General features: G+C 40.2%; 34 protein-coding genes and 1 pseudogene. 26 read left to right on the plus strand and 9 right to left on the minus strand.

What is annotated here, in order from left to right:
- The first annotated feature begins 82 nt into the window (after positions 1–82).
- The 7 genes from nifX (at position 83) to AC5JL8_RS31355 (ending at position 3433) form a co-directional block, all read left to right on the plus strand.
- Positions 83–496, plus strand: coding sequence for a nitrogen fixation protein NifX (nifX, locus tag AC5JL8_RS31325; RefSeq protein WP_495883572.1), 414 nt, complete (start codon positions 83–85; stop codon positions 494–496).
- On the plus strand, positions 493–969 hold the full coding sequence (locus AC5JL8_RS31330; protein WP_495883573.1) for a NifX-associated nitrogen fixation protein: 477 nt from the start codon (positions 493–495) through the stop codon (positions 967–969). Before nifX ends, AC5JL8_RS31330 begins: the two co-directional genes overlap by 4 nt.
- Positions 970–1043: 74 nt before the next feature.
- Positions 1044–1262 (plus strand): CCE_0567 family metalloprotein, encoded by a 219-nt coding sequence (locus tag AC5JL8_RS31335; RefSeq protein WP_495883574.1) that lies wholly within the window; start codon positions 1044–1046, stop codon positions 1260–1262.
- Positions 1259–1576, plus strand: coding sequence for a nitrogenase-stabilizing/protective protein NifW (nifW, locus tag AC5JL8_RS31340; protein WP_495883575.1), 318 nt, complete (start codon positions 1259–1261; stop codon positions 1574–1576). Before AC5JL8_RS31335 ends, nifW begins: the two co-directional genes overlap by 4 nt.
- Before the next feature lie 10 nt (positions 1577–1586).
- Positions 1587–2387 (plus strand): HesA/MoeB/ThiF family protein, encoded by an 801-nt coding sequence (locus AC5JL8_RS31345; protein ID WP_495883576.1) that lies wholly within the window; start codon positions 1587–1589, stop codon positions 2385–2387.
- A gap of 191 nt (positions 2388–2578) precedes the next feature.
- A complete protein-coding gene (locus tag AC5JL8_RS31350; RefSeq protein ID WP_495883577.1) occupies positions 2579–2950 on the plus strand; it encodes a HesB/IscA family protein in 372 nt (123 codons plus the stop codon).
- 183 nt (positions 2951–3133) lie between these two features.
- Positions 3134–3433 (plus strand): 2Fe-2S iron-sulfur cluster-binding protein, encoded by a 300-nt coding sequence (locus tag AC5JL8_RS31355; RefSeq protein WP_495883578.1) that lies wholly within the window; start codon positions 3134–3136, stop codon positions 3431–3433.
- 513 nt (positions 3434–3946) lie between these two features.
- On the opposite strand, the gene AC5JL8_RS31360 is transcribed toward AC5JL8_RS31355, so the two are convergent.
- Positions 3947–4156 (minus strand): TOBE domain-containing protein, encoded by a 210-nt coding sequence (locus tag AC5JL8_RS31360; RefSeq protein ID WP_495883579.1) that lies wholly within the window; start codon positions 4154–4156, stop codon positions 3947–3949.
- A gap of 481 nt (positions 4157–4637) precedes the next feature.
- Here AC5JL8_RS31360 and AC5JL8_RS31365 point away from each other — a divergent pair, with 481 nt between their 5' ends.
- A complete protein-coding gene (locus tag AC5JL8_RS31365) occupies positions 4638–5483 on the plus strand; it encodes a DNA/RNA non-specific endonuclease (RefSeq protein WP_495883580.1) in 846 nt (281 codons plus the stop codon).
- 59 nt (positions 5484–5542) lie between these two features.
- Here the strand turns inward: AC5JL8_RS31365 and AC5JL8_RS31370 are convergent, their stop codons facing one another.
- Entirely contained in the window at positions 5543–5944 is a 402-nt protein-coding gene (locus AC5JL8_RS31370) for a nuclease A inhibitor family protein (protein WP_495883581.1), read from the minus strand.
- Between the two features lie 24 nt (positions 5945–5968).
- Positions 5969–6163, minus strand: coding sequence for a hypothetical protein (locus tag AC5JL8_RS31375; protein ID WP_495883582.1), 195 nt, complete (start codon positions 6161–6163; stop codon positions 5969–5971).
- A 111-nt stretch (positions 6164–6274) separates the two neighbouring features.
- On the opposite strand from AC5JL8_RS31375, the gene AC5JL8_RS31380 reads away from it, so the two are divergent.
- From AC5JL8_RS31380 to AC5JL8_RS31395, 4 genes and pseudogenes are all read left to right on the plus strand, one after another.
- Complete coding sequence (locus AC5JL8_RS31380; RefSeq protein WP_495883583.1) at positions 6275–6547, plus strand: hypothetical protein; 273 nt, start codon at positions 6275–6277, stop codon at positions 6545–6547.
- 65 nt (positions 6548–6612) lie between these two features.
- On the plus strand, positions 6613–6816 hold the full coding sequence (locus tag AC5JL8_RS31385) for a PAS domain-containing protein (RefSeq protein WP_495883584.1): 204 nt from the start codon (positions 6613–6615) through the stop codon (positions 6814–6816).
- Positions 6795–7751 (plus strand): annotated as a pseudogene (locus tag AC5JL8_RS31390) (SagB/ThcOx family dehydrogenase); the annotation flags it as partial. The gene AC5JL8_RS31385 and the pseudogene AC5JL8_RS31390, both read left to right, overlap by 22 nt.
- Before the next feature lie 18 nt (positions 7752–7769).
- Positions 7770–8141, plus strand: a complete 372-nt coding sequence (locus AC5JL8_RS31395) for a hypothetical protein (RefSeq protein ID WP_495883585.1) — start codon at positions 7770–7772, stop codon at positions 8139–8141.
- 26 nt (positions 8142–8167) lie between these two features.
- Here AC5JL8_RS31395 and AC5JL8_RS31400 read toward each other — a convergent pair whose 3' ends face one another.
- From AC5JL8_RS31400 to AC5JL8_RS31410, 3 genes are all read right to left on the minus strand, one after another.
- The gene (locus AC5JL8_RS31400; protein WP_495883586.1) at positions 8168–8641 is read right to left on the minus strand and encodes a hydrogenase maturation protease; all 474 of its coding nucleotides are present in this window, start codon (positions 8639–8641) and stop codon (positions 8168–8170) included.
- A 15-nt stretch (positions 8642–8656) separates the two neighbouring features.
- Positions 8657–9130, minus strand: coding sequence for an NC domain-containing protein (locus AC5JL8_RS31405; protein ID WP_495883587.1), 474 nt, complete (start codon positions 9128–9130; stop codon positions 8657–8659).
- Between the two features lie 269 nt (positions 9131–9399).
- Positions 9400–9822 (minus strand): hypothetical protein, encoded by a 423-nt coding sequence (locus AC5JL8_RS31410; RefSeq protein WP_495883588.1) that lies wholly within the window; start codon positions 9820–9822, stop codon positions 9400–9402.
- Positions 9823–10158: 336 nt separating this feature from the next.
- On the opposite strand from AC5JL8_RS31410, the gene AC5JL8_RS31415 reads away from it, so the two are divergent.
- Entirely contained in the window at positions 10159–10896 is a 738-nt protein-coding gene (locus AC5JL8_RS31415; RefSeq protein ID WP_495883589.1) for an SDR family oxidoreductase, read from the plus strand.
- 9 nt (positions 10897–10905) lie between these two features.
- On the opposite strand, the gene AC5JL8_RS31420 is transcribed toward AC5JL8_RS31415, so the two are convergent.
- Positions 10906–11046: a hypothetical protein gene (locus tag AC5JL8_RS31420; protein WP_495883590.1), complete on the minus strand. Its 141-nt coding sequence runs from the start codon at positions 11044–11046 to the stop codon at positions 10906–10908.
- On the opposite strand from AC5JL8_RS31420, the gene AC5JL8_RS31425 reads away from it, so the two are divergent.
- From AC5JL8_RS31425 to AC5JL8_RS31450, 6 genes are all read left to right on the plus strand, one after another.
- Positions 11045–11689 carry a DUF1294 domain-containing protein gene (locus tag AC5JL8_RS31425; protein WP_495883591.1) on the plus strand — a complete coding sequence of 215 codons (645 nt, stop codon included), beginning with the start codon at positions 11045–11047 and terminating at the stop codon, positions 11687–11689. The two genes, AC5JL8_RS31420 and AC5JL8_RS31425, sit on opposite strands and share 2 nt — an antisense overlap.
- Entirely contained in the window at positions 11649–11786 is a 138-nt protein-coding gene (locus AC5JL8_RS31430; RefSeq protein WP_495883592.1) for a hypothetical protein, read from the plus strand. The genes AC5JL8_RS31425 and AC5JL8_RS31430 overlap by 41 nt, the downstream gene beginning before the upstream one ends.
- A gap of 77 nt (positions 11787–11863) precedes the next feature.
- Positions 11864–11992, plus strand: coding sequence for a DUF6888 family protein (locus AC5JL8_RS31435; RefSeq protein ID WP_495883748.1), 129 nt, complete (start codon positions 11864–11866; stop codon positions 11990–11992).
- Positions 11989–12198: a DUF6887 family protein gene (locus AC5JL8_RS31440; protein WP_495883593.1), complete on the plus strand. Its 210-nt coding sequence runs from the start codon at positions 11989–11991 to the stop codon at positions 12196–12198. The genes AC5JL8_RS31435 and AC5JL8_RS31440 overlap by 4 nt, the downstream gene beginning before the upstream one ends.
- A 148-nt stretch (positions 12199–12346) precedes the next feature.
- On the plus strand, positions 12347–12571 hold the full coding sequence (locus AC5JL8_RS31445; RefSeq protein WP_495883594.1) for a hypothetical protein: 225 nt from the start codon (positions 12347–12349) through the stop codon (positions 12569–12571).
- A gap of 40 nt (positions 12572–12611) precedes the next feature.
- Positions 12612–12941 carry a type II toxin-antitoxin system VapC family toxin gene (locus AC5JL8_RS31450; protein ID WP_495883595.1) on the plus strand — a complete coding sequence of 110 codons (330 nt, stop codon included), beginning with the start codon at positions 12612–12614 and terminating at the stop codon, positions 12939–12941.
- Positions 12942–13021: 80 nt separating this feature from the next.
- Here the strand turns inward: AC5JL8_RS31450 and AC5JL8_RS31455 are convergent, their stop codons facing one another.
- Together AC5JL8_RS31455 and AC5JL8_RS31460 are read right to left on the minus strand one after the other, a co-directional pair.
- Positions 13022–14617 (minus strand): nickel-dependent hydrogenase large subunit, encoded by a 1596-nt coding sequence (locus tag AC5JL8_RS31455; RefSeq protein ID WP_495883596.1) that lies wholly within the window; start codon positions 14615–14617, stop codon positions 13022–13024.
- Positions 14618–14691: 74 nt separating this feature from the next.
- The gene (locus tag AC5JL8_RS31460) at positions 14692–15654 is read right to left on the minus strand and encodes an NADH-quinone oxidoreductase subunit B family protein (RefSeq protein ID WP_495883597.1); all 963 of its coding nucleotides are present in this window, start codon (positions 15652–15654) and stop codon (positions 14692–14694) included.
- An 887-nt stretch (positions 15655–16541) separates the two neighbouring features.
- On the opposite strand from AC5JL8_RS31460, the gene AC5JL8_RS31465 reads away from it, so the two are divergent.
- The 7 genes from AC5JL8_RS31465 (at position 16542) to hypF (ending at position 24563) form a co-directional block, all read left to right on the plus strand.
- Positions 16542–17543, plus strand: coding sequence for a hypothetical protein (locus AC5JL8_RS31465; RefSeq protein WP_495883598.1), 1002 nt, complete (start codon positions 16542–16544; stop codon positions 17541–17543).
- A gap of 56 nt (positions 17544–17599) precedes the next feature.
- A complete protein-coding gene (locus AC5JL8_RS31470) occupies positions 17600–17866 on the plus strand; it encodes an asr0689 family protein (RefSeq protein WP_495883599.1) in 267 nt (88 codons plus the stop codon).
- 8 nt (positions 17867–17874) lie between these two features.
- The gene (locus tag AC5JL8_RS31475; RefSeq protein WP_495883600.1) at positions 17875–18099 is read left to right on the plus strand and encodes a hypothetical protein; all 225 of its coding nucleotides are present in this window, start codon (positions 17875–17877) and stop codon (positions 18097–18099) included.
- Positions 18100–18167: 68 nt separating this feature from the next.
- Positions 18168–19031 (plus strand): NifU family protein, encoded by an 864-nt coding sequence (locus tag AC5JL8_RS31480; RefSeq protein ID WP_495883601.1) that lies wholly within the window; start codon positions 18168–18170, stop codon positions 19029–19031.
- A 603-nt stretch (positions 19032–19634) separates the two neighbouring features.
- Positions 19635–20627 carry a hypothetical protein gene (locus AC5JL8_RS31485; RefSeq protein ID WP_495883749.1) on the plus strand — a complete coding sequence of 331 codons (993 nt, stop codon included), beginning with the start codon at positions 19635–19637 and terminating at the stop codon, positions 20625–20627.
- A 338-nt stretch (positions 20628–20965) separates the two neighbouring features.
- Complete coding sequence (locus AC5JL8_RS31490; protein ID WP_495883602.1) at positions 20966–22183, plus strand: NHL repeat-containing protein; 1218 nt, start codon at positions 20966–20968, stop codon at positions 22181–22183.
- Positions 22173–24563: a carbamoyltransferase HypF gene (gene hypF / locus AC5JL8_RS31495; RefSeq protein ID WP_495883603.1), complete on the plus strand. Its 2391-nt coding sequence runs from the start codon at positions 22173–22175 to the stop codon at positions 24561–24563. Before AC5JL8_RS31490 ends, hypF begins: the two co-directional genes overlap by 11 nt.
- Positions 24564–24649 lie beyond the last annotated feature (86 nt).

Raw genomic sequence — 24649 nt, forward strand, 5'->3', positions numbered from 1 at the left:
TAAATATCCGATACCCAATACCCAACCCCCAGTACCCAATCCCCAATCCCCGATTCCCGATCCCTAATCTAGGAGACTAATAATGAAAATTGCCTTCACGACAAGTGACCGGGTTCATATTAATGCTCACTTCGGATGGGCAAGACAAATTGATGTATATGAAGTCTCAGATGAGGGATATTCATTTGTTGAGACTTTAAACTTTGAGGGCGACCTCAAAGAAGATGGGAATGAGGATAAAATCACACCAAAACTTGAAGCAATAGGTGACTGCACAATTATTTATGTTGTGGCAATTGGCGGTAGTGCTGCTGCTCGTTTAATTAAAAAAGGTGTTACACCTATTAAAGCGCGATCGGAAGAAGAAGAAATCGCGGAAATATTAACGAAATTAGTCCAAACTCTCAAAGGGAATCCGCCTCCTTGGTTGCGTAAAGCTTTAAAGCAAAAAAACACAACATTTGAAGATGTAGTAGAAAATGAAGCAACCGTATGAGCGAAAATAACAGTGTTAATGGAACCACTAGTACTATAGCCTCTACCTCTCCTTTTCTCAAAACAATAGTGCAACAAATCCGGGGACAAGATACCTATGGTGTCTACCGGAATTGGTCGGATGATTTAATTCTCAAACCCTATGTAGTTACCAAACAAAAGAAACGTGAAATTTCTCTTGAGGGCGAGGTAGATCCGATCACCCAAGCACGGATTATGGCATTTTATCGAGCTGTAGCCGCTTGTATAGAGAAGGAAACAGGTTTAATTTCTCAGGTTGTGGTTGATTTAAGCCATGAAGGATTTGGCTGGGTGCTTGTATTTTCTGGGCGTCTTTTGTTAGTTGCGAGAACTTTACGAGATGCTCATCGCTTTGGCTTTGACTCATTAGAAAAAGTTGCAGAAGAAGGAGCAAAGCTAGTAGAAAAAGGCGTTGATTTGGCAAAACGCTTTCCCGAAGTTGGCAAGCTTTAACTAGTTCTGAGTTCTGAGTCAAGAGTTTTAAACTCAGCACTCATTACTCAGCACTTTTTAATAAGGAGAGGCTGATGGTGCAAGCAGAAGATAAAAGTATTGAGGAACTTCAAGGTAAGATAAGACGCCTCAACAGTAAGGCAGGTCAAATGAAAATGGATCTGCATGATTTAGCGGAGGGGTTACCAACAGACTTTGAGAAACTCATGGATGTTGCTGCTGAAACTTATGAAATCTATCGTCAATTAGATGAACTTAAGAAGCAGCTAAAAAAATTGGAGAAGGGTCAATGAGCGGTACTATTGATGAATTTAAGCAACTCGTGGATGCAGAAGAATACTTTCAATTTTTTAACCTGCCCTACGACCAAAAGTTTGTGAATGTAAATCGTTTACATATTTTGAAGAAATTCTCCCAATACATGAGAGAAATTGATGAGAATTCTCCTGAATTCAATTCAGAAGAAAAGCTCAATCAATATGCCATTGCTTTGCAAAAAGCTTATGAGGTATTTCTCGAATCAACACCCCAAGAACAAAAGTTGTTCAAGGTGTTTAATGAGAAGCAGAAAAATGTAGTCAAGCTGACAGAAATCACTTCTGATTAGGAGGTAAAAAGTGGTAAACCTAACGCCTACCGAATTAGAACGCTATAGTCGCCAAATGATGCTCCCTAATTTTGGCGAACTAGCTCAGAAGCGCCTGAAGTCAGCGACGGTTCTGGTTACGGGTGTGGGGGGATTAGGCGGTACGGCGGCGCTTTACCTAGCAGTAGCGGGCGTTGGGCGACTAATCTTAGTTCGGGGTGGTGACCTGCGGCTGGATGATATGAATCGTCAGATTCTGATGACAGATGATTGGGTAGGTAAGCCAAGGGTAATCAAAGCTAAAGAAACTTTGGAAGCGATTAATCCTGATGTCCAAGTAGAAATAGTTCATGATTACATCACCCCGGAAAATGTAGACTCGTTGGTACAATCTGCTGATATGGCTCTTGACTGCGCCCACAATTTTACGGAGCGCAATCTGTTGAACGCAGCTTGTGTGCGTTGGCGTAAGCCGATGGTGGAAGCTGCAATGGACGGGATGGAGGCTTACCTGACTACGATTATTCCTGGTGTAACTCCTTGTTTGTCCTGTCTATTTCCAGAAAAACCTGATTGGGATCGGCGTGGCTTTTCAGTTCTGGGTGCTGTTTCTGGGACACTGGCTTGTTTAACAGCTTTAGAGGCAATTAAGCTGATTACTGGGTTTAGTCAACCTCTATTGTCGCAGTTATTAACAATTGACCTGAGCCGGATGGAATTTGCCAAACGCCGTTCTCACCGCGATCGCTCTTGTCCAGTTTGCGGTAACAGCGCACCCTGGAGATACGCACAATCTGATTCTATGGAACCCACCAGCAATTGCACAAAATAGTTGATTGTTCTCATCAATGCAAATATCACGGATGCAATCTTGCAGTTGGTAGCTATATTCAGTACCTGGTTATTCCTGGGTTGACGCCTCGTTGTGATAGCTACGCCAATTAAGCTGCTGATTGTGTAAATACACGACACAAACCCACACCTGTAATTAAAACAACCAATCGCTACAAATCAGGAGATTTGATGACTGTTACTTTAACAGAAAAAGCCGAATTTCGTCTGCGGGCATTCTTAGCTGGTTCTGCTCCCGACCCCAACGGCGCAACTAAAGGCGTTCGCATCTCTGTAAAAGATGGTGGTTGCAGTGGCTATGAATATGGAATCGATATTACTAGCAAACCGCAACCAGACGATTTGGTAGTTCAACAAGGCAAGGTATTGCTTTACGTTGATGCCAAAAGCGCACCGTTATTGCAAGGAGTTGTAATCGATTTTGTTGATGGGGTAATGGAAAGCGGCTTTAAGTTTACCAACCCTAATGCAACTGATAGCTGCGGTTGTGGCAAGTCGTTTAAAGCAGGCGACTGCACTCCTGACGGTGTACCTTGCAGCTAATACTGTTTCAGACTTGGTGAAGTCATTAATGTGGAGTCTGGCCGCAATTCTATTGGTGGCAAGGTCTGACTGTAGAGGATTCCCGCAGACGCGCTTTGCGTAGCTGCACAAAAAGTAGAACAGGGAGACTGACAAACTCCGGGAATTAAACCTAATTGTATAAACTTAGAGGAGAATCGGAAAATGGCTACCTACCAAGTTAGATTAATCAACAAAAAGGAAGACCTCGACACCACAATTGAAGTGGATGAAGAAACCACAATTTTAGAAGCAGCAGGAGAAAGTGGTATTGATTTGCCCTTCTCTTGTCACTCAGGGTCTTGCTCTAGTTGTGTTGGTAAGGTTGTTGAAGGTGAAGTAGATCAATCTGATCAAATCTTCTTAGATGATGAGCAGATGGCTAAGGGCTTCGCTTTACTTTGCGTTACCTATCCCCGTTCTAATTGCACTATTAAGACTCATCAAGAACCATATCTTGTTTAAAGTGCAGTTATAGCTTGAACTAGGATGAAGATACTTTTCATCCTTCATCCTAGCCTGGGACAAGCTGTTTTAAAAGCATCTACATAATTCCTAATTAATAAGTGGTTAAAAACAAATTTTTATATTTGAAAAACTTATTCAGTTTTGCTATTTGCATTCTTTTAACTGTAAATATTAATATTAACTCCTGAATTTAAATGTTTACCCCTTTTAGTGTTGCAGGCTGTTCATTAAAAATGGGCGTCACAGTAGGAACTAAAATCACTTTAATACAACGCTTTCCCTCTTTACAAATCAAAACTCAAGACAGAATTAGGGCAATAAATTGGGAAATAGCTCGTATAATTTATGTGCGTATAGTTGCTAGTTAATATTCAAGCAAATAGTAAATAGCAATATATATAATTATGTAGGGCTAGCAATGCCCACCCTAAGAACTTCAAATTAAGTAAGATTTCTCTATCACAGCAATATAAAGCGGCGACTTACAAGAAATGGTAAGTCGCCTACAGTTTAATCAACAGCAACTATCACATCTGATGCTTTAATTACGGCGTAAGCCTGCTTCCCTTCTGCAAGGCCAAGCTTTTCTGCCGATGATTTTGTGATTATCGCTACTACTTCTACCCCAGGTGCTAATTCTAAAGTCACTTCCGTATTAACGGAGCCAGCAACAACTTGTTTGACAGTAGCTTTAAGACTATTACGAGCGCTAATTTCCATGTTTCGTTTGCTTTTTAATTATTAATACTTAAAAAACTAGCAAATTATTATTTTTATAATAAAATATTTTAAAATTTCTTAATAAATATGTATATAAGGCATGACTTTAGCATAATTCTGTTGTTCTTCAAGCGTATTCTCAAATATTCATAAGTGATATTTAGATTGTGCGATCGCCACAGCAATTAAGTAAACTCTTATCTTTAAAATATTTAAATTACTTAGAACAGTTCTTAAACTTGATTAAAATGAGGCAAAATAAAATCAATTAATATGTATGTACTCAAATTTATATTATCTTGTATCCTTTATTACTATAAATACAAAATTTATCTTAGGTGATTACTAAGTTTTAACTTTACGTTTACAGGCTTTTTACCTCTGTTTATCAAAACGACGCTATGTTTTGAGTGCTAAGTTTTACTTTATTTTTGTAGTTTTTACAGAAATAAATGTAATTCATTTAAACAAATGTAGACAAATGAAGAAGCCTAAGTTTTTCAGAGCTATTCTACCTATTGCCATACCAGCAGTATATTTTGCTCTATTGAATTACACACAAAAGCCCCTTGAAGCCCAAACCTCAAGTGTTCATTTAGCAATGGGTAATCCTAGTAATGCTGGCAGTAGTTTCAGTAATTATTTATTAAGCAAAGCTCAGTATGCGGTTTCCCATAACTGCTACAGAGGGACACCCAATTGGGTGAGTTGGCAGTTAAACACATCATGGTTAGGAAGTGCGCCGCGTCAAGATGATTTCCGTGCGGATACTACATTACCTTCAGGCTGCTATCGAGTTACTTCTTCCGATTACACTGGTAGTGGCTTTGACAGGGGACACATGACTCCCTCCGCAGATAGGACAAATACGATTGCCAACAACTCAGCTACTTTCCTCATGACAAATATGATACCCCAAGCACCCGACAATAATCAGGGAATATGGGCAAATTTAGAAAGTTATTGTAGAGATTTAGTAGTTAATCAAGGTAAAGAACTCTACATTATTGCGGGTTCCTATGGTACTGGTGGAACAGGGTCAAATGGAACAAAAACTACAATTGCTAATGGTAAGGTTACAGTCCCAGCCAGAACTTGGAAGGTTATTGTAGTCTTAAATAGACCAAATTCTGGAGCTAGTAGCGTAACTACTAGCACAAGAGTAATTGCTGTAAACATACCTAATACACAAGGTGTCAGATATGCAGACTGGAGAGACTACAGAGTTACTGTTGACTCCATCGAAGTGAACACTGGTTATAATCTACTTTCTAATGTCTCTACATCTGTTCAAAGTACAAGTGAAGCTAGAGTTGACACTTTGTAAGACTTGTTAATGGAAACTAAAGCCTGTCTACAGATATAGACAGGCTAGCGATTTGTAAATTATGTTTCCACAACTTTTGTTGAAATTACTGCTAATTCTTTAGATGGGGTTTGACCAACAATATAGACATCAATATTGACTTTACCCAAACGATAAACTTTGATATTGGTAAGATTATCTTTGAGTGCTTTAACAAGCGACTGAAACTTTTGAACATTCTCTATTTGTGTTTCATCGTACCAATCTTTTTCTTGGGCACAATTACGAAAGAAATAATCTAGGTCTACTGTTTCAACGGGTGTATCTTGTTGATGACCTGTCAATTGGAGAAGTTTTTGATTTGTTAAAGTTTCTTGAGTTTGACCAGCCCACAAAAAAACTTCAAAAGGATATTCTGATTCACTGAGCATTAGCAGATTATCAGAGGCTTGTTTAAGTTTTTCGATAATCTCATTAGTCATAAAATTTATTTATAGTTATGAGCATTAGTTTTTGAGCTTGCCAATCAAGGAATTAAGATTGATTTGGCTAGGCCAACCTTGAGGAAGATTTGCAGAATTATATCCTCTATCTTTTACCCCTTGAATAAATTGGTTACGAATATACGTTAAATTATTTTTTTCTCCCCCTACTTCCCCAGCTTCGCGCTTCAAGTCTCCTCCTAGCTTCATGCGTGACATTCCTCTAACACTCAACTTCTACATCGTACCGCTATATCTGCCTGCCTCAATTTTCTGTTAAACAGTTTGCTTACCTGGGAATACTAGAGGGCAAGTCTTCAGTAACCTAGTATGAAACGCTTGCGGTGGATGGCATTGTGCTTGATCTCGTTGATTGTTGTGTTGTGGTTGGGAAGTTGTTCTACTCCCTCGACTCAGGTGGTTGCCTTAAATTTTGTCGCGGCAGGCATGATGCGCGGTGCCTTGGAGGAGATTGATGCACTCTATCAACAAGAACACCCCAATGTCGTACTCAACTATACCTTTGCCGGAACCAGGGTAGCAAAAGCGGCAACCGAGCGGGGAGAACCCTTTGATGGGATTTTATTCGCAGAGAAACCCTAAAACGGAATCAGGCAGAAACTGACCTCCAGCAAAGTAACCAAACACTCCAAGACCAGACTAGTTTGATGCAACTGATCCTCAACAGCATGAGCGATGGCGTAATTGTTTCAGATGATAAGAGCCAATTGCTGATTTTTAACCCTGCCGCCGAGCAAATGTTTGGCAGCGGAATAACCGATACTCAGCAGTCAGGATGGTCGCAGCAATATGGGCTGTTTCAAGCCGACCAACTGACTCCGATTCAAATGAAGTTGAGAATAATTGTCTAACACTCATTTATGAATTAATTGATGATGGCTTAGAGAGCTATATTATACCGAGCAAAAGTATAAATGGATTCGTTTTTTTAATTAGTTGTGTTTATTATAGGTCTAGCTGGAAATACAAAAACAGGGGCATGAGATATTGCTGGCTGGATAGCGGTCATCATTTAGATGCAATTGCCGCATCAGCCTATATTCATCACAAAGACATCCAAATAATTTTTGACTTTGATAAACTCGCTCTCAATGAAGTTTTAGGGTTTGAGAATAAAGAGTTTATTACAGCTTGTGCGATTTCTGGAGACGTACAAGAGGGAAAAGTCAGAAATTTAAGGTTGAAAGTTCCCTTTGTCTGTGGCACAGATTATTTTGAAGCTAATCAATTTCTAGAAGAAGGCTATCAAAAAACATCTGTACAAAAAAGTCGCCAGCAGGAACTAGTATTTCCTCAGTTCGACTTTGACAAGGATAAATTTTTTCAGACTGTTTGGATGAGGCGCTCAATTAGGCGTTTTCAGAAACAGCCGATTACTCAAGAAGATTATTGGCGGATTATGCAGCACCTTGAGCAACCGCTACCTACAGAAAACCTTGAGGAGATAGAAATTTATTCAGTTGTCCATCGAGTAGAGGGAATATCTCCTGGATTATATAAAGGAATGCATCTAATCAAGGCGGGCAATTTCAGCGAAAAGACAGGTTACTTGTGCATTAATCAGGCAATTGCAAGAGATAGCGCTGTAACTTTATTTCTTGTGTCCGACTATATAAATTATCAAACAGCTATGCAAATAGCTGGCTTTTTAGGGCAGAGAGTTTATCTTGTTAGCAATTATTGGGGCATTCATTGTAGTGGAATTGGTGCTTACTATGATGATGAAACTCAAGAATTCTTAGAAACTAATAAAGATGTTCTCTATGCAATGGCAATTGGCATATAGCTAGGGAAATCAATAGAGATGGCTAAAGAAATTTACTCCTACGAAGATGATTCACACCCAATTCAACTGACTTCAGCAGATATTATTTTGCGGCAGCAACTAGAGTATTCTATTAGCAAGTACTTTTATGAAGCTTGCGATCGCACGATTCAGAACCTCTTATCTAGTTGCCGTTGGTATGTCACCACCCATGCCAATGCTATGGTATTGGTAGTAGAATGTCCCGACCAAGTTACTAACTGGCGTGTTTTGCAAAAAATTGTGCCAATGGCAACATTACTAGGTCAAATGGTTAGTAATGCTAAAATCCGTGTTTGTCCTCCAGAGAGTCAAGGAATTCCCTTTGAAATGAGGGTAGATGAACTTTCAGTTTACCGAGATTGGGCCTGATTCAATTTGAGATTTTGGATTGTTAATTAAGCCTTAGTATTTTGTCTAATCAATGCGGTGATTTCTTCAAACACTAGATTGGCAGAATGTTGGATAGCAGGACTTAACTCTAATCCTAAATCAAGATTTGCTGCTTCAATGAGGTAAACTGTTACTTCTTTGGGAAAGTCATTTTGAAAGATTTTCCGTCCAGCGGCTAAAGCATTATCCCAACGAAAATTATGCAAGTTATAACTGGGTTCTGGTAAAGCTTCCAGTTCTTTTCCTGGAACTTTGAACACTGCACCTGGTTCAGAACCCGTGGAACTTGCATCAACAATAACTAATTGTTTGCTACCTCTGGCTTGAAACATCACTTCCATACCTGCGGTTCCACAGTCATAGACTCGTACCCCAGGATGAGGATTTTCAGTTAGAAATTGCTGTAAGCGTTGAGCAATGATTACGCCTACAGCATCATCACTGCGATTGAGATTACCGCAACCAATAATAGTTAGCATTTGTTGTGAATATTTTTAGGATAAGCCAGCATCTCTACGGGCCCAAAAAGCATCTCGTGCAGCTTGTTCTTCAAGAAGTTTATTCCGTTTTACTTGCTCTAAATTTGCCTGAAGATTATCCGCAATAGACTTTTCGATTTCAAGATATTTTATACTACTAACAGTGTGGACGGGCTGAACTAGTGAGACTAAAGCTGCACCAAAATTCGTTAATCTAATCTCCTGTGTTTGACCTGAATATTGTTTACCAGTCTTGACGTACCAAGCAAACATTTCACAGTTATTAGAATGAATATTATATTGACCAAATGTATTAGTGTATTGATGGATACGCTTCAGTTCTTCTTTCGTTAGTTCTACAGATCCGTACCATTCCACCCCAGTAGGCCCCCAACCAACAGAACTATTGAAATCACCATCCTTACTGAGGTAATAGTGGCGAGCAATTCCTAATGTATAATCAATCTGTATATTGTAGATATTTACCACAATTTATGTATTTATCACTCCAGTAAAATTATATTTAAGCTTTTAAGGAACTGCAATTTAGTTAAAATAAATTCGCTAGGAGAATAAAAAGGCAGCATAATGTCACTTTGAAGAATCCTTGTTCTTCAGAGGAATTGAGCAGCAATTCTTCTTCAATCTAATTTTTGTTATTTTTAAGCGGAATAGAATAGAGGTGATTTGTAGGGACACAAGATATTGTGTCCCTACTGTGTATTGCATTCAAACAAAAGCGCTAGATCATCTATAAACTAAAACTCTACACCATATTTTTTGGCAATTTGAATCAGTTTTTCACATTGTTCTTGTGATGCCTGCATTAATAACGCATCTGCTTGTTCGGCAGTACTACCGTCTTTTGGTATTAAGTACTTGACATAAAGTGAGACAAAATCAGCTAAAGCCGGCAAGCCAGACAAAGCATTTTTGTCAGCTTCCTTACCTGCGATCGCAGCTACTAAACCTGCTTTAATTGGGTCTGGCTTAACTTTCATGAACTGGTCGATCAGTTTCGGGATGTAGTCTTTTGGTGGTAAGTTATTCAACTTACTTGTATCTGGAGTAAAGTCAAATCCTGCTGTTTTTGCCTGCTCTAAAACACACCATTCCGTAAACTCTTGTAGCGCTGTTTCTGGAAGGCGAGGGAGATATCTATGTAGTGCAATATCAGACACAAGCTTACCTTGTAAAGTTCAGTTTTTTGAAGGGCATTAAAGCAAGCCTAACGCAATGTTTCTCAAAGTTTTGGTGTGTTACGTTACGACTGTTGAATAAATAATGAAACTGCTAGGCTTGGTGAAAAAATGCTTTAGAGGTTATCTGTCAGTTTTCAAGAGGTTAGCTAAGGCATCAGTCGTAGCTGAATTTACTCCATCAAACTTTTTCTGGCATATAATATGCTCCCTTTAGACCCATACGGTCTTACAGAAAAGTAAGTACTTCCCAAAAATTAAGTAGAAGTTTAGTTTTGGGATAAGCTGATTCTTATCTCGACCGTATGGAGAAAGATCATGCAAGTTTTAAGTGCGACCGCTCTGGTAACTGGGGCAAATGGAGGTCTTGGTAAGTACTTCGTAGAGGGATTGAGAGCGCAAGGAGCAGCCAAAATTTATGCTGGTGCTCGCAAGCTGGATGCACTAGCTGAATTGGTTGCAACAGACCCGCAGCGAATTGTCCCTATTCAGCTCGAAATTACTGATGAAGAATCTGTTCGCCAAGCTGCCCTAAAATGTCAGGATGTCAACTTGTTGATCAATAATGCTGGTGTGGGGTTGAACCAAGGATTGATTGCTGCACCTGATTTGTCCTCCGCTAGAGCAGAAATGGAAGTTAACTACTTTGGGACGTTGCTCATGTGCCGTGCCTTTGCCCCCATCTTGAAACAAAATCAGGGTGGAGCGATTGTCAACATGGTGTCAATGGTGGCGCGGGTCAATCTTCCTTTGAATGGCAGCTATGGCGCTTCTAAAGCAGCAGTTTTGTCATTGACTCAGGCGGTTCGGGCAGAATTAGCGGCTCAGAAAACACTAGTAGTAGGAGTGCTACCAGGAGCTATCGATATTGGCATGGGCAAATCTTTCCCCGATCCTAAAGTACCCCCAGAGGAAGTGGTTCATGATGCACTGCAAGCTGTTGTTAATGGTGTAGAAGATGTTTACCCCGCTGAGCAAGCCAAGCAACTCAATGAGCAGCTGATGCAAGACCCCAAAGCTGTTGAAAAGTTTATTGCCACATTTTTACCAAACTAAAACAATGATTTAGCGATCGCCTCCATGCTGTATAAAAAATAACGATTCTTGGTAGAGCGATCGCACAATATGCAAAGCTAAAGTTATTATTGTCTCTTCGTTTAGAAATGGGCACACTATTAAACAGGTACAGACATAAGACTTGTTCATGAAACCTGTTTTAAGCAAAGGTCAACTAATCAGATGGAAAGATAATCGGGGGTTTGGTTTCATACAACCTAGCGATGGTAGTCAAGAAGTCTTTATTCACATCACTGCATTTAAAGATGTTAACCGCCGTCCCCAAGTTGGAGATTTGATTCATTATCAACTTACAGTCGATAAAAACGGTAAGGTAAGCGCCTGTAATGCCTCGATCAAGGGGGTTACATCAAAACTTATACCTCAGCCCTCATCTTCTAGCGCACGGACGAAATCTACATCCAAGCTTGTGATGGAATTTTCATCATTAGCATTAAAGACGTTGCTTCTATCTCTACTACCTGGGTTGGGTTCAATCCATTTTGTATTGACAACTAGCAACCCAATTCCTCTAATCCTTTATTTTGTCATGAGTTTAATTACCTTTGCACTATACGCCCACGATAAATCTTGTGCAAAACAAGGACGATGGAGAGTACCAGAGAATACTTTGCATCTATGTGAATTAATGGGTGGTTGGTTAGGTGCGTTTGTTGCTCAACAGACACTACGTCATAAAAGTAGCAAAGTTTCTTATCAAGTTGTATTTTGGGTGATAGCAATTCTTCATATTGGGTTTTGGTTACATTGGCTGTTGCGAATTAGAATGTGAAGCGATCGCCTATGGTGGCTACCGTTATATCCTAGACTGGGCACAAATGCACGTAGTATTGGTGGCGATTGAGCCGTATTATGAGTTGGCAAGTTAAGCTATACGTAATAATATGAATCCCACAAATAAGCAAACCAAGGGCTTTACAGACTGTGTTATCGCCTGACTAATATTATTTACACCGGATGGCAGTATAGAAGTATTGAGCTTGTTCGGATAGATGAAAGAACTGGCAAGTTATACCTACTGGCTGGAGAAAATTTAGATTTTGAGATTAAGCCTAGTGGAGGATACGAGCCATGACAACAGCTAATTATGACGCAATGAGCCTTAATGAGTTACGACGCTATGTACTGACTCATCGAGAAGATATTATTGCGTTTCAGGTGTATGTTGACCGTTCACAAGCTGCTGGTCGGATGATTAGTATAGATATGAGCGATACTCAATGGGAAGAAAATCTTACTGATAAAATTCAGCGTATATCAGTGGAAGGCGAATCGGACTAGCTGTTGTGCAGATTTTTGTTTTTATGTCTTTCTATGATGGGAGATTTTTTTATTTGGAAGTTTTTAATGCACTGTCCCAATATGAGAAGTATGGACTACAAGTATTCTCTGTTAGAAAATAGAGGCAGATAATTAGTCAAGGTGAGTTATGTCAACAGTACCAAGACAACTAGAAGAACGAGTAGCGATCCTAGAGGCTAAAGTTGCACGCCTCAAAAGTCAATTGGAGGTTGTTTCTTTGCCAACAAAAGCTTGGTGGGAGAGGATCGCGGGAACATTTGCTGACAACTCAGCTTATGATGAAGCCATGCAGTTAGGACGCGAGTATCGTGAATCCCTGCGTTCAGATTCTGTAGAATCACGCGATGCTTAGATGTACATTCTTGATACCGATCATCTCAGCGTTTTGGATCGTGGAGGAGCAGGAGCGCAACGTCTTCAGCTATGAAGAACAAACGCGGGGGTGGTTGAGTTATTTGACAAAAGCTCGGACTGTTGAGGGACAAGTTGAAGCTTACAAGCAGTTGAAGAGGCAATTAACTAACTACTGCGCTATCCCGATTCTAGAATTTGATGAACAGGCAGCCCAAGAATTTCAACGCTTTAAGGCGTTATATCCAAGATTGGGCACAATGGATTTAAAAATTGCTGCGATCGCGTTAGTGAATCAAGCTATTCTATTGACTCGAAATTCTGCTGATTTTGGACAAATTGTAGGTTTACGCACAGAGGATTGGACTTGAATTCGCTTCATCGCTTCTAGCAAGCACTTATAAATCTCAAGAATAGCTAATGGTTAATAATCATTAGCTATTAACATCCTCTAAGCTGTGCGAAAACGCGCCAACTCTTCACCAGTCTTTGCATCGTGGGCGTGAACTGTACACACCAAACAAGAATCAAACGATCGCGCGACGTGACCAACTTCCACTGGATCAGTAGAATCGTAAATAGGTGTCCCGATTAAAGCTTCTTCAATAGGGCCGCGTAGTCCTTCACCGTCACGGGGGCCGATATTCCAAGTACCGGGAGCAATCACTTGGTAGTTCTTAATCTTACCTCCCTCCACTTCAACCCAGTGACACAGAGAACCCCGTGCTGCTTCTGTTGCACCCCAGCCTTTGCCATCTTTTTCTTGAGGTTTGATATACCAGGGGTCGTTTAACTTGAACTCGCGCAAGCAATGTTCGGCTTGGCGATATAACTTGACAATTTCGTGAACTCGCGCTAACTGACGCACATGAATACTAGCACCGCCCATTTGCTTGAACACGTCTAGGATAAATCCATCTTGGTGTTGCCAAGACTCTCCGTGTTTGCCACCCGCCACTAACTGACGCGCCAAGGGGCCTGCTTCTAAGCGTCCGAAGTCTTTGTGAAGGACTGCACTCGCCCAAGAATAGGCATTATCAAAGTCTTTGGTATTATTTGCAGTCGGTTTAGTTATGCGATCGCTTGGGTGAATATCTGCTGTGCCTTCGTCGTACCAAGAATGAGTTGTATTCTCGCGGGTAAAAGACTGATCCATTAAGGTGTGAGTGTCGTTGAAGCTGTCATACACTCCACTTTTCATGATTAAAGCGGCATTTCGTCCTTCAATAGTGGGCTTCTGATATTTATCCTCATGGGGTAAATATCCCCAACTGACATATTTACCTACACCAGCGCCATATCTATCAAGACCAATATCTAAACCCATGCGCCAATATAAACCCAAGTCGGAATCTCGATGCTTGCGGTCTTCATCTAGCCAATCCATGAAATCATCGTAACTGTTGATTTCTTCGTAGCGTTCTAAAGAACAACCCAACCATACTGGTTCTAACCAATTGGTACGGAAATATTCCAACAGCGACCAAGCGCGGGTAATGTCTGTTAAGGTGGGGGCGCACATCACGCCACCGGGAACCATGTAGCTAGAATGGGGCCATTGACCACCTAAGAGGGCGTAAATTTCTACTGGTTTGGCAGAAATTGTGATGCCTAGTTCGTAAGATGTACCAGTAAAAGCAGCAAAGCGCCTGGTGGCTTCTTCATAGAAGCGGCTATTGCGGTAATTTTTATTAGTCAGGTCAATAGCAAATAAACCGTAAAAATAGCGGGGTATACTTTGAATGGTTTCGACAATTTGACCCAAATTTCTCGCCAAAATTGCATTGCGTGGAACTTCTGTTCCCCAAGCTGTATCTAATGCCCAAGATGCACAACTCAGGTGAGAACCACCGCAGATACCACAAATACGAGGTGTAACAATTAATCCGGCTTGGGGATCTTTACCGCGTAGGATAACTTCAAATCCGCGAAAGAGTTCGGCATGAGTCCAAGCGTTGACTACATATCCATTTTCAATATCAACGCGGACATCTAAATCGCCCTCGACTCTACCGACTGGCGAAATGTCTAATGTTTGTATTGTCATTTCTTACTTGTCCTTTGTCATTTATCAAGAGTCAAGGGTCAACAATCTTAGTTATTCTCCCAATGCCTCATTTCCTAAACTGTGAAAAAGTCTTCTTCAGCCCAGGCTGGTGCTATGTCTTTAGCTACCATTGTGAGTATGGCGTAGTCTTTTGCCTTGACTCCAGGTGGTAATTCTTTGGGAACTCCCATGACTGTTTGGGTTTTAAATACAGTTCCGGGTTTGAGGTCGTAGAAGGGGAATTCTGGTTCGGTACAACCTAAACAAGGCATACCGGCGCGGGTTTTGGAGGAGACGCGGTTCCACAAGATGCGGTTGCAAGAGGAATGAGTCATAGGCCCACGACAGCCTAAGTCGTAAAATAGACATCCTTTGCGCTGACCAAATTCGGCAGTTGAGGCTTTGTAGGCAAAGTGGACGTTGCGGGTACAACCTGTTTGGGTGTAGGTGTTGAAGAAGGTTTGGGGACGATTTAGTTCATCAAGGGCAATATCGGCTATGCGTCCGGTGGCGATCGCAACTAATATTTGACTAATCCAATCAGGATGGGCTGGACATCCGGGAATGTTAATCACTGGTAATCCTGATTTGGTGCGGAAGTCTTTACCTAAAAATCCGCCTTCTTGACGCTTGAGAAATTGCAAACCTTGCGACTCGCTGGGGTTGGGTGACATGGCGGGAATTCCTCCCCATGTGGCACAGTCTCCAACAGCCACAATAAAGCTAGCAACTTGGGATAAGTCTGTTAACCAGTCTTTCATGGGGCGATCGGCAAATCTATTCCATTCGCCTGTGCCATTCGGGGCATTGACTACACTACCTTCAAATACCAAGATATCTAAAGGTATTTTGCCGGAAATGCAATCTCGTAGTAGTTGTTGTAAGTTATCGCCCAGTTCCAAACCCAAGGACGGATGCCAAAGTATCTTAATGCCAAAGTCGGCAATTAAATCGCAGGCTGTCGGTTCTTCGGCGTTGAGAAATGACATGGTGTTACCTGAACAAGCACCACCTTGTAGCCATAGTACGTTAGTCATCGGCTAAGTATTTTTCTATTGTTTACCATGCATGATTCAGGCGGCAAGAATTGTAGCGTACTACCTGTTTATCAATCTTGATCTTTTAAAATAAGTGATTTCTTTCCTATATTAACTCTGATTAAATAAAAATTTATGATTAGGAAAAATATAAAATAAATAAAAATTTTCATAAAAGGTTATAGGCGCGACAGACTATTTATAAAAAATATGAATAATATATAGACCAATCTGCCTTATTTGATAGCTCAGGATATTTTAAAGTTTCGATAAACTTGTTGCATAACAAAGCTTTTGCGGGTAGAACTTAAATAATAGATGAACAAACTATATTGGCTCACCAAAACAATACAAGTTATATTTTGATAATATAAATGTAATAGCTGCATACATATTTAAGCTAATCAATGAGTTAATGGTGGTTTTTGTTAGCCATTGATACAGAATAGATTAAGAAAAATTTTAAGTACTTAAAACTGGACTGAATATTGGCAATTTCCCTCTAGAAATTTGTAAATAGAGTGTTTTATAGTTAGAAACATTGATTCATGCGATCCAAGGAGTATTTAAGAGACTTCTGGTAAAAACACCTAGCAATTGAAATTGAGGTTTCCCCCTTAATTCTCTAGCACAGTATTGCGGCAATCAATTTACCGTATGAAGAGTGCTGAGTTGAGATGTCCTGTCCCTTATGAGGGGAAAAGTGGAGAGGAGTCAACATAAATTGGGTGATATCGGGGCAAAACAAGGGGGTTCTGCCTAAGAGATTCACAATCTGCGTAAATCATCTGAGTGTGTATAGTCCTTGATTGAGACGAGAGAAGGTGTCACTACGTTTCGTAGGTATTGACAGGCCCAATTCCCCATCCGGCTAGAGTACGGTACTTATGACCCCTAGCATTACAGATTTAGCAGTGAAGGTAGCGATGTCTAATGACAAGCCACTTCATTTCTACGCAGCCATTGCATCGGAATCAGCAACAAAAGAAGAAAAAATCCAAATGCTGATCGAGATGGCACAAGGCTTTCAAAAAAAGCCTAAAACTACCAAAGACTTGCGGAATGCAGTTTCTCTGTATTACCGAGCATATCAAATGTGCGGCGAGGATTATCCGCTACTGAAAGCCCGCGCCCAAGTAGGGATGGCTGGGACGTTGCAGATAATTCCAGATGTTGGGACTGAGTTGCTGCTACAAGCAAAAGCTGGCTACGAAGAGGCTTTACCGATTTTACAAAAGTTAGCTTCGCCTGTAGAAGTGGCAGAGGTACAAATGAATTTGGGCTTAGTGTTGCAGTCGCTAGTGCCCTTCAATTTGGCGCGAATAGTAGACAGCATACAAGCTTATCATGAGGCTTTGCGGGTGTTTACTTGGCAAGAGTACCCGCAGGAATACGCGATTTTATACAACAATATTGCGATCGCCTACCTCTCTATGCCCTTAGCATCAGAACGAGAATACTTGCGTCAAGGGTTAGCAGTGGAAACATTTGTAGTGGCGCTGAAACATATTAAGCTGATTGATCACCCCAAAGAATATGCGATGTTGCAAAACAACTTGGGTAATGCTTTGCAATATTTGGTGAGTTCTCATCCTATAGAGAATAACTTACGGGCGATTGCAGCTTATGACGAGGCGTTAAAAGTGCGTAACTCCAAAGACACGCCTCTCGAATACGCTAACACAATTTCTAACAAAGCCAACGCCTTATTCAACTTACCTGACGACTTCCAAAAGCCAGAAGCTGGTAACTTACAAAACCTCTTACAAGCGCGTACTTACTATCAAGAAGCTTGGGAAATATTTATTCAACATCAACAGCTAGAACAAGCAGAAGTAGTAACCCAAACCTTGCAAGAGATTGATGCTGAAATTATACGTCATGGATAGTGTCAGTTACTAAGTTGTTCACTATTAACAATTTTCCATCTCAACAAAGGTAAGAAATGATAGATATTTTAAGCAGCCCTAATCTAACAAATCTTTTCACCAATTTAGCATCTGGAGACCTTAACATCAGCACAGGATTGGTGTGGGTATTAATAGCAACTATCTTATCTATGATTGGTGGCGCTATTGGTGGAATGCTATTGGCTGGAAAAGATATAGGTTATCAGTTTTCGGCAATTCTAGGTGGATTATTTGGCCCGGCTGGTGTGATTCCAGCCATACTTTTAGGACTGGTTGTACTGAATTTATTAACAAATTTATAGGAGGTATTATGTTCGAGATCGGGTGGTTTTCCGCTAAATTATTCTTCAAGGGAAAGCTACTACGCGACCCAATATTTTTTGTTCAGCAAATTGTAATTGGTACTGGCATAGGTTCCTTCCTATTGGTGTCACTTGCACAAACCAAAATGCCTTTTTGGTTACCAATAGTCATATCTAGCCTTGTTACAGGCGCAGTTATGCCATTTCTGCTGAAAGATTTCAAAATGAAGTGAGTGTGAGTTGAGTATTTACATTGTCAGTCGAGATTCATTAGGGACTAGTCAACAGTGAATAATAAGCAATGATTACACTCATTGAACACACAGCAACCCTTGAAGAATTGGTTCAAGAAATTAACCGTTTTGAAGCCATTGTATCTGAATGGGATGAAAGTCAAAGATGTGTAGTTGTAGGGCTACAAAGAGCAATTGAAGCCTTACACAAAGCAGCCTTGAAGCGTTTGATTAAAAACCTCAAGCAAGGATCTATGTCAGCCTTGCGCCATGCTGTGGCTGACGAAGTAGTATATGCAGTATTGCTGTATCACGAATTGGTTAAACCAGCACAACCGCCATTAGCACAACGCATCCAGATAGCCCTTGATGAAGTTCGCCCAGGCTTACAAAGCCATAATGGGGATGTGGAATTAGTCGCAATTAAACCACCAGATACAGTAGAAGTCAGGCTGATAGGAACTTGTAGTAATTGTCCGTCTTCAACTTTGACTTTATCCCAAGGTGTGGAAAAAGCTATTAAATCTCATTGTCCAGAAATTACTACAGTTATTGCCGTCAAAAATGGCCCTAGTGTTGATATTGTTGGTTCTGGTCTAACTAGTCCATTTCTTCCAACATCCACTTGGGTTAAGGTAACAACTGTTGAGCAAATTCCTGAATCTGGTGTGTTGGCATTACAAGTTGCAGGCAACTCCTTAATTTTATACCGCCAAGGTATTAACATTACCTGTTTCGATAATGCCTGCACTCATCTAGGATCTCTTTTGAGTCAGGGAAAGGTTGAAAATGGTATTATCACCTGTCCTGCTCATGGATTTCAGTATAGGTTAGAGACAGGTGAATGTTTAACTGTGCCTGAGGTTTCTCTACAGTCATATCCGTTACAAATTCGAGAAGATAAGGTTTTTGTACAGTTGCAGAAACTATAAGAGCCTCATCTCAAATTGCAACCTTGGATGGAGATAGGGAATTATTGAAGAAGCTTATCTTCAATGATTTTCTTTTCTTTTATTTTTATTGATAACTTCAACCTTTTGGCATTGCTAATTGATGGAATGAGCCTAAGTGTAGGGTAGGCATTACCCATCATATCTAGGTTTTTGTGGGTAGTGCCCACCCTACTACATGTATTTCAAAAATTAGATATAAATACTATATAATCAAAAAAAAATTTAGCGATTTATAAAAAGCTCTTATTTAAAACTACAAAATGATATATCAATATTGTATTAGTTTATCTATATTTGAATTTTAACTACACATAAAAGCGTTTGATATCAATCAATTATGCTTATGTAGCTTAGATAGCAGCATAATAAAATATATAAATCAACAATTAAGTTGTATATAGTTTGGTTAAAATTAGCATGTGATATCTAGAGTTTGAACAAAAAATTATTTTAAAGTTAAAGCAAATTTAGTTGTTGTAATAGCTAAATATTAGAAAAAGTTTCTGTCTCAGACTACCCCAGCCTACTTTAGGAAGAGGTACTTACAAATATGTGTACACTAATCTTTTCATCTTTGTTCCCATGATCCCTAGCATTACAGATTCAACAGTTAAAGCAGCGATCGCAGCTATTTCATCGGAGTCAGCAACGACACAAGAAAAAATCGAGATGCTGATTGAGTTAGCGCAGGGTTTACAGAAAAAACCTCAAACTGCCCAAGATTTGTGGAGTGCAGTTAGGCTGTATGAACGGGCTAATGAAATATGTGGTGAAGATTATCCTTTACTAAAAGCCCGTGCCAAGGTGGGTATAGCAGGTGCTTTAAAAACAATTCCTGATGAGGGAACAAAGTTACTGCTAGAAGCGAAAACAGTTTATAAAGAGGCACTCCCAATTTTGCAACAGTTAGCTTCGCCTGAAGAAGTAGCGGAAGCACAGATGAATTTGGGGTTGGTGTTGCAATCTCTAGTACCCTTCAATTTGGCAAAAATATCAGACAGCATCAAAGCTTATCAAGAGGCATTGCGGGTATTTACTTGGCAGAATTACCCACAGGAATATGCGATTTTACACAACAATATTGCGATCGCCTACCTCTCAATACCTGCGGGATTAGAACAAAAACACTTGTGTGAAGGTTTAGCTGTACAAACATTTGAGTCAGCACTAAAGCAGATTAACCTGATTGACAACCCCAGAGAATATGCGATGTTGCAAAACAACTTAGGTAATGCTTTGCAATATTTACAGAGTATACATCCTATAGAGAATAATTTGCGGGCGATTGCAGCTTATAATGAAGCATTAAAAGTTCGTAATTCCCACGATACACCTCTAGAATACGCCAACACAATTTCTAATAAAGCTAACGCCCTCTTTAATTTACCTGATGACCCGCAAAGTCCAGAATCTGGTAATCCTCAAAATCTCTTAAAAGCCCGTAATTATTACCAAGAAGCTTGGAGAATTTATACTCAGTCTCAACATTTAGAACAGGCACAATTAGTAGCCCAAGCCCTCCAAGAATTGGAGATAGAAATCAATATTAGGGATGAGGCAGGTATGGAAACTTAAAAACATGAGGATAGATTTTTAAACATTAATTCTATTGTCTAAGTGGTTTTGATCAGCGGTTATCGGCGGTTAATTATTCATTAATTAGACTTGTGCAATCAGTCTAGTGGTTCATTGCGTTAATTCTAAGGGGGTTGAGGAACGAACCACGAAGTACGCGAAGTACGCAAAGGGAGAGAAAAAAGAAGAAAAATTCAAAAGTCACTTTACCCAGCAAGATTAATGCGATAGACCACTAGTTTCTATTTGAAGCTATAAATTGCAATCATCGATACACACAAATTCACTTCAATGACTTTGAATAATAATTAGCCTTCCTCAGCATCCATCTGCGGTTAATGCACAACCCCATCAAGATTACTTCTACACCTTCATTACCGCCAAAACCAATAAGAATTTTGCAAAATTTACCCTTCTCACCTCAAGGTGCAGAGGTAATTTTAGGCGAAATTCTTGAACCAGAAAAATTAGCAATACCTTTAGCACCTAGTGCCATAACTATGTTTGGCCCTCGCGGTGCTTGTTTAGTATCAGAAACCGGGCCATTATGGGTGTCAGATACAGGACATCATCGATTATTGGGATGGCGAAAATTACCCACCAAAGATAGTCAAAGCGCTGATTGGGTAATTGGACAACCAGACTTTTATCATGAGGGACAAAATGCTAAAGGTACACCTGGAAGGGCAACTTTAAGTGTACCGACGGGAATTTGTGCTTGTGGGGAAGGATTAGCTGTAGCAGATGCTTGGAACCATCGGATATTGATTTGGAAAAATTTACCCGAAGATAGCAATGTACCAGCAGATTTAGTATTAGGACAGGCTAATTTTACTGATAATGAACCAAATCGAGGCAGTCAAATACCAGCAGCAAATACGATGCACTGGCCTTATGGCGTTTTCTATCACCAAGGTAGGCTATTTGTTGCCGATACAGGAAATCGTCGGGTGTTAATTTGGCAGCAATTACCAACAGAAAATGGACAAACCGCCGATTTAGTTTTGGGACAACCGAATATGATATCTCGTAATGAAAATGGCGGCGGTTCTCCCACAGCTGCGAGTATGCGATGGTGTCACGATATTACGTTTTGGGGAGACAATTTAGTTGTCAGCGATGCCGGAAATAACCGTGTGATGATTTGGCAGGGAATGCTAACAGAAAATAATGCCCCTTGTGCAGTGGTATTGGGACAAAAAAACTTTGATTCTGTGGAAATGAATCAAGGAGTTTATTTCCCCAGTGCTGGTAGTTTGAGTATGCCTTATGGTGTGGATGTTGCAGGCGATTGGTTGGTAGTTGCAGATACAGCTAATTCTCGCTTGTTAGGATGGAAAAAGCCAGAGTTAATTCTATCACTGCAAGGTGTTGAGGCAGATGCAGTTACAGGACAAACAAATTTTAAAAACAAAGGTGAAAATCGTGATTTTGGCTTGCCAACACGAGACAGTTTAAATTGGTGTTACGGCATAAAAATTTGTGGCAAAACTGCGGTAATAGCTGATTCTGGAAACAACCGAATTTTGCTGTGGCAATTTAACTATGGCGATTGAAGAAATAAGAGTTCGCGGTACTGTTCAAGGTGTGGGATTTCGCCCGGCTGTCTATCGTCTAGCCAAAGCCTGCGGTTTGCAGGGAGATGTTTGTAATGATGGGCAAGGTGTGTTAATTAGGGCAGCTGGTAGCGAAGCAGCTTTAGCAGAATTTATCATCCGATTACAGCAAGAATGCCCACCCCTAACCAGAATTCAGGAAATTATTAGAACGCCTTGTGTAAGTGAATTTAACTTTGAGGATTTTGTCATTGCTAATAGTGTCACTAGTAAAGTGAAAACAGAAATCTCTCCTGATGCTGCCACTTGTCCCCAATGTCAACAAGAAATTTTTGACCCCTTTAGCCGCTTTTACCGTTATCCCTTCACTAACTGTACCCATTGCGGCCCCAGATTGAGTATTATTCGCGCCATTCCTTATGACAGATGCAATACCAGTATGTCTGCATTCGTCATGTGTTCCGAATGCGAGAAGGAATACCATGATGTAGAAAACCGCCGCTTTCATGCCCAACCTGTAGCGTGCCATGTCTGCGGCCCCAACGCTTGGTTAGAACGTGCTGATGGTAAATCGGTTACCGCTTCTATGTTCTCGATGCTAGATGATGTCGATGCTGTTTGTACCCTATTGCAAAAAGGCGAGATTGTCGCCATTAAGGGATTGGGTGGTATTCATCTTGCTTGCGATGCGACTGTTGAAGCTGCTGTACAAAAACTGCGTCGGCGCAAAAAACGTTATCATAAACCCTTGGCTTTAATGGCAAGGGATATAGAAGTAATTGCCGAATACTGCACAATCAACCCCAAGGAAAGGGAATTATTAACAAGTCCTGCTGCGCCTATTGTTTTGTTAAAGAGAAAGAGACTAGGGACTGGGCATTGGGCATTGGGGACTGGGGAAGAAATTATTACTCAGCACTCAATTGCCCCATCTGTAGCACCAGGGCAAAATAGCCTTGGTTTCATGCTACCTTATACGCCTTTACATCACTTAATTCTCAAGCGGATGAATCGCCCGATTGTGTTAACAAGTGGCAATTTATCGGATGAACCGCAATGTATTGATAATGATGAAGCACGAGATAGGTTAGGAAAAATTGCCGATTATTTTCTTCTCCATAATCGAGATATTATCAACCGAGTTGATGATTCAGTGGTGCGGGTTATTGGTGATAAAGTACAAACAATTCGCCGCGCCAGAGGATATGCCCCAATAGCAATTAATTTACCACCTGGATTTGATAAAGTTACGTCAATTTTAGCAATGGGTAGCGAGTTAAAAAATACGTTTTGCTTATTGCGCGAAGGGCAAGCAATTCTTTCTCAACATTTGGGAGATTTAGAAAATGCTGCGGCGTTTAATGCTTATCAAGATAGTTTAAATTTATACTTAAATTTATTTGAGCATCAACCACAAGTCATAGCTATTGACAAACACCCAGAATATCTCTCAACAAAACTGGGGAAACAACTAGCATCTGTTAACAAAATCAAAATTTATTCTATCCAACATCATCATGCTCATATTGCTGCTTGTATGGCAGAAAATAATATTCCTTTAAACTCACAACCAGTTTTAGGTATTGCTTTAGACGGCTTGGGTTACGGTGAAGATGGTACACTTTGGGGCGGAGAATTCCTTTTAGCTGACTACCGCGAATTTCGGCGATTAGCAACATTTAAACCAGTGGCAATGATTGGAGGAGAACAAGCAATTTATCAGCCTTGGCGTAACACGTATACCCAATTATTAGCAGCCGATACCTGGGATAATTTAACACAAAAGTATGGAGATTTAGAAATATTAAAATTTTTAGATAAAAAGCCGCTTCAACTACTTAATCAGCTTATAGAACAAGGTATTAATTCACCCATGGCTTCCTCAGCAGGGCGGTTATTTGATGCAGTAGCAGGGGCAATCGGTATTTGCCGAGAAGAGTGTAGCTATGAAGGACAAGCCGCGATCGCAATGGAAGCTTTAGCCGATATGGATAGCTTAAATAAACATGAAGAAACACAAAACTATCATTTTAATTTTACCTTTTTGGATAGTATTTATTGTATAGACCCTAAAACCATGTGGCAAGCCTTGCTTAAAGACTTGCAACAACAGATACCTCAAGCTATCATAGCGTCAAAATTTCATCAAAGTTTAGCCAAAGCAATTGTAGAGATGGTTAAACATCTCTCTCAAGAAAACCTTATTAATCAGGTTGTTCTAACAGGAGGAGTATTTCAAAATTGTATTTTATTAGAGCAAGTTACTAAGGGCTTACAAACATTGGAAATCAACGTACTTACTCACAGCTTAGTTCCAGCAAATGATGGTGGTATATCACTAGGGCAAGCTGTGATTGCAGCCGCCCAATTAATTATTTAAACAACTTTAATAATTTAAATTAATCACATAATTTTCCAAAACTCCCTCTGCGTTCTCTGCGCCTCTGCGGTTGTTTTATCTTCAAA

The organism is Mojavia sp., from assembly GCF_059505145.1.

Bases quoted from the DNA above. Each gene is read 5' to 3' on its own strand.
- nifX (WP_495883572.1), top strand. From the start codon at position 83: ATGAAAATTGCCTTCACGACAAGTGACCGGGTTCATATTAATGCTCAC.
- AC5JL8_RS31330 (WP_495883573.1), top strand. From the start codon at position 493: ATGAGCGAAAATAACAGTGTTAATGGAACCACTAGTACTATAGCCTCT.
- AC5JL8_RS31335 (WP_495883574.1), top strand. From the start codon at position 1,044: ATGGTGCAAGCAGAAGATAAAAGTATTGAGGAACTTCAAGGTAAGATA.
- nifW (WP_495883575.1), top strand. From the start codon at position 1,259: ATGAGCGGTACTATTGATGAATTTAAGCAACTCGTGGATGCAGAAGAA.
- AC5JL8_RS31350 (WP_495883577.1), top strand. From the start codon at position 2,579: ATGACTGTTACTTTAACAGAAAAAGCCGAATTTCGTCTGCGGGCATTC.
- AC5JL8_RS31355 (WP_495883578.1), top strand. From the start codon at position 3,134: ATGGCTACCTACCAAGTTAGATTAATCAACAAAAAGGAAGACCTCGAC.
- AC5JL8_RS31360 (WP_495883579.1), bottom strand. From the start codon at position 4,156: ATGGAAATTAGCGCTCGTAATAGTCTTAAAGCTACTGTCAAACAAGTT.
- AC5JL8_RS31365 (WP_495883580.1), top strand. From the start codon at position 4,638: ATGAAGAAGCCTAAGTTTTTCAGAGCTATTCTACCTATTGCCATACCA.
- AC5JL8_RS31370 (WP_495883581.1), bottom strand. From the start codon at position 5,944: ATGACTAATGAGATTATCGAAAAACTTAAACAAGCCTCTGATAATCTG.
- AC5JL8_RS31375 (WP_495883582.1), bottom strand. From the start codon at position 6,163: ATGTCACGCATGAAGCTAGGAGGAGACTTGAAGCGCGAAGCTGGGGAA.
- AC5JL8_RS31380 (WP_495883583.1), top strand. From the start codon at position 6,275: ATGAAACGCTTGCGGTGGATGGCATTGTGCTTGATCTCGTTGATTGTT.
- AC5JL8_RS31385 (WP_495883584.1), top strand. From the start codon at position 6,613: ATGCAACTGATCCTCAACAGCATGAGCGATGGCGTAATTGTTTCAGAT.
- AC5JL8_RS31395 (WP_495883585.1), top strand. From the start codon at position 7,770: ATGGCTAAAGAAATTTACTCCTACGAAGATGATTCACACCCAATTCAA.
- AC5JL8_RS31400 (WP_495883586.1), bottom strand. From the start codon at position 8,641: ATGCTAACTATTATTGGTTGCGGTAATCTCAATCGCAGTGATGATGCT.
- AC5JL8_RS31415 (WP_495883589.1), top strand. From the start codon at position 10,159: ATGCAAGTTTTAAGTGCGACCGCTCTGGTAACTGGGGCAAATGGAGGT.
- AC5JL8_RS31425 (WP_495883591.1), top strand. From the start codon at position 11,045: ATGAAACCTGTTTTAAGCAAAGGTCAACTAATCAGATGGAAAGATAAT.
- AC5JL8_RS31420 (WP_495883590.1), bottom strand. From the start codon at position 11,046: ATGAACAAGTCTTATGTCTGTACCTGTTTAATAGTGTGCCCATTTCTA.
- AC5JL8_RS31440 (WP_495883593.1), top strand. From the start codon at position 11,989: ATGACAACAGCTAATTATGACGCAATGAGCCTTAATGAGTTACGACGC.
- AC5JL8_RS31445 (WP_495883594.1), top strand. From the start codon at position 12,347: ATGTCAACAGTACCAAGACAACTAGAAGAACGAGTAGCGATCCTAGAG.
- AC5JL8_RS31455 (WP_495883596.1), bottom strand. From the start codon at position 14,617: ATGACAATACAAACATTAGACATTTCGCCAGTCGGTAGAGTCGAGGGC.
- AC5JL8_RS31460 (WP_495883597.1), bottom strand. From the start codon at position 15,654: ATGACTAACGTACTATGGCTACAAGGTGGTGCTTGTTCAGGTAACACC.
- AC5JL8_RS31465 (WP_495883598.1), top strand. From the start codon at position 16,542: ATGACCCCTAGCATTACAGATTTAGCAGTGAAGGTAGCGATGTCTAAT.
- AC5JL8_RS31470 (WP_495883599.1), top strand. From the start codon at position 17,600: ATGATAGATATTTTAAGCAGCCCTAATCTAACAAATCTTTTCACCAAT.
- AC5JL8_RS31475 (WP_495883600.1), top strand. From the start codon at position 17,875: ATGTTCGAGATCGGGTGGTTTTCCGCTAAATTATTCTTCAAGGGAAAG.
- AC5JL8_RS31480 (WP_495883601.1), top strand. From the start codon at position 18,168: ATGATTACACTCATTGAACACACAGCAACCCTTGAAGAATTGGTTCAA.
- AC5JL8_RS31485 (WP_495883749.1), top strand. From the start codon at position 19,635: ATGATCCCTAGCATTACAGATTCAACAGTTAAAGCAGCGATCGCAGCT.
- AC5JL8_RS31490 (WP_495883602.1), top strand. From the start codon at position 20,966: ATGCACAACCCCATCAAGATTACTTCTACACCTTCATTACCGCCAAAA.
- hypF (WP_495883603.1), top strand. From the start codon at position 22,173: ATGGCGATTGAAGAAATAAGAGTTCGCGGTACTGTTCAAGGTGTGGGA.